The following is a 2,635-nucleotide window of genomic DNA, read 5'->3' as shown; positions in this document are numbered from 1 at the left end:
TTTACCCTTCTTCTTGTTTAAGAAAATGGATATCTAAATCCAATCAATCACTGATAAGCCTGATATATCAGGCTTTTTATTACTAAAATTTAATAATTTTTAACTATTTTTTGCCTGCCTTACACTCTGATAAAGCTAAATAAATTTCTTTTATATACTCAGGAACGACTTCACCCTCATACTCAATCATTGCTAATTTATCAATGACCTTCAGAAATATTGGCCACCTGAAGTACAAAGTATCAAGATCCATATCAATCTGCTCAAATATTATAGATTTTTCGATCTTATTGATGATCCTCTTATTTCCTACAATGGCTTTTCTAACTTGATCTGGTGTCAAGGTATCAATATTAAGACCCAATTCTTTATAAGCAGCAATCACAGCGCCACCGAGCTGATACTTTCGATTGTTTTCAGCTTTACGCTTTTTCCCTGCATCTTTTTTCTGGATCTGACTCAAGTACAGCTCCAAATCAGCATATTGCAGTTTTTGAGCTTTGAAATTCAGATATCGGGTACACATCATCTTCAGAATATTTAGTTCAGCAACACCCAATTGATTGTCCTGGTATGCATGAAACAACTCGATAAATTTAGCTTCATATTCAGTCTGTTTAGGTTTGGTAGAAAGCTCATCAAACAGCAACTGAAGCTTCAAATGTTCACGATAAGGTTTTAACGCTTCTTTCACTAAGATCTGATGAGCTTCAGACAACATTTCAAAATTAAAATCGTCCGCTTGTAGAACATCAATGACTTGATTTTGAAGTTCAGTCCGAGGGTGTCTCTCTAATAAAAACTCAACGAAAGCATGTAACTCTGCCATTTGTAAAAGTTGAGCTGGTCGACCACGCTTTTTTGCTTTTTCCAGTCATATCATCTGCCGCCAAATTTTCAGAACTGCAACCTCTTCAAATATGGTTTTACCATATTTGAAGAGGGCAGTCTGAAAATAATTATTTAAAATAAAAATAAAATTTCTTGAAAAGAATTTTTATTTTTATTTTAAATAATTCGCACTTGACAGTTTCTCCTGATCGGAGAAACTAGTACGCAATGGGGCGATTCCCCCTTGACCCCCTTCAACCGGATTTTTCAGCCATCCAGGCATTCCAAATCCGGGCGGTTTTCATTCCGTTTCACTGCATAAAAACCGATCCCAGACCAACAAAAAGGTGAGCATGGCCAGTTATCACTTCAGCGTCAAAAGTAAAAATAAAGGCTACGCCACCCAGCATTACCTCTATATTGCTCGGTTGATGCAGTACGAAGGCATCAGGAAAAAAAGCGAAGAAGTCCTAGAACATGTTGAACCTGGACGTTGCATGCCCGCCTTTGTCAAAGATCCGATTGAGTTTTGGCAGGCAGCCGATAGTCATGAACGAGCCAATGCCAAGGCCTACATGGAGTATGAAATTGCCCTACCAAATGAATTCACGCCAGAACAGCGTAAAACGCTCATAGAGACGTTTTTAGACAAACATATAATTCCACAGCAATATCCGCATTCATACGCCATACACAACGTTAAATCGCGTCTCAGTGGCGAAGAACAGCCTCATTGTCACATCATGTTCTCGCTAAAAGCCGATGACGGTATTGAACGGACAGCCGAACAATATTTCAAACGCTATAACCCCAAAGATCCAAGCAAAGGCGGTGCAAAGAAAATCCAGCTGCAGGATGGCCACGCAGACTATTCCACTTTTTTAATCTATATCCGAAAACAATGGGAAAACCATCTGAATGATGCCCTTGAACAGCACTGCCCTACCGTCACCTACACATTGGATGACCAAGACATCACCATCAAAAATCAGGTTTCAGCAGACAGCTATGAAAAATATAACGAGATCCACAGCACTTTGTATCTTCCTGAGCCTAAGCTAGGCGTTGGTCAACAAAATGCGACAGCGGAATATCTCGCTCAGATCCAAAAAATTCGGGAACACAATCAACAAGAACGAGAACTCGAAGAACGCCAAAAGCAATTAGATCAACAACATGAATATTTTTATAGTGCTGAAAACAATCCATTTTCATCATTGGAAGTGATGTATTACCTGAATTATTTAGTGAAGAACCAGAAAAATAAGGAAAAACTGGAAAAAGATTTTAGTGAAATTATCAAAACCCAAGAGCCTATATTGCATCAAGAAGGCTGGAACCTTCAGAACATGAATCGAAAATTGAGAGATTCAGAGCATAACTCAACGCCATGCTTTGAGTTTGAAGTGTATTCCCAGCCAAAGTATCCATTACCCACGCAGAATAAGCCCCCTCAACCGGTTCAACCCGAACAGCCAAAGCCAAAATCTGATGATTATGATTACGGTGGTCCAGGTTTTTAAAATTATCTGGTTTTATTCAGGCCTTACAGAGCGAGTGTCTACGAGCGAACAGACACAATTAAAATTTTCGCCATTTTTTTCCCTGATTACAAACTCCCCTTTGCTGCTGAGACTGAGATACAGAGCATCCCGGAGGGTGCGAACAGATTTAATTTGCATCTAGGTCGAGCGAAGCGAGTATAAAAAACTTATGAGCGAAGCGAATTCCGAGTTGCTTTTGCTTTTTTTGAAGTTATCACGAGATTAACCCAAAAATTGCCCCTTCGAACTGAGCGTAAGCG

The 2,635-nt window shown here is 39.4% G+C and carries 2 protein-coding genes; one reads left to right on the top strand and one right to left on the bottom strand.

Features of this window, described 5'->3' with window-relative positions; all coding sequences use genetic code 11:
• Positions 1 to 103: 103 nt before the first annotated feature.
• Complete coding sequence (locus FTV42_RS16170) at positions 104 to 829, bottom strand: hypothetical protein (RefSeq protein WP_257223476.1); 726 nt, start codon at positions 827 to 829, stop codon at positions 104 to 106.
• Positions 830 to 1,184: 355 nt separating this feature from the next.
• On the opposite strand from FTV42_RS16170, the gene FTV42_RS16165 reads away from it, so the two are divergent.
• A complete protein-coding gene (locus FTV42_RS16165) occupies positions 1,185 to 2,354 on the top strand; it encodes a MobA/MobL family protein (RefSeq protein WP_180039199.1) in 1,170 nt (389 codons plus the stop codon).
• Positions 2,355 to 2,635: the final 281 nt, after the last annotated feature.

Source organism: Acinetobacter sp. YH16052 (assembly GCF_013417155.1).
Classification (GTDB): Bacteria; Pseudomonadota; Gammaproteobacteria; order Pseudomonadales; family Moraxellaceae; genus Acinetobacter.
This window is presented reverse-complemented; position numbering and strand designations above follow the sequence as displayed.

Bases quoted from the DNA above. Each gene is read 5' to 3' on its own strand.
- FTV42_RS16165 (WP_180039199.1), top strand. From the start codon at position 1,185: ATGGCCAGTTATCACTTCAGCGTCAAAAGTAAAAATAAAGGCTACGCC.
- FTV42_RS16170 (WP_257223476.1), bottom strand. From the start codon at position 829: ATGGCAGAGTTACATGCTTTCGTTGAGTTTTTATTAGAGAGACACCCT.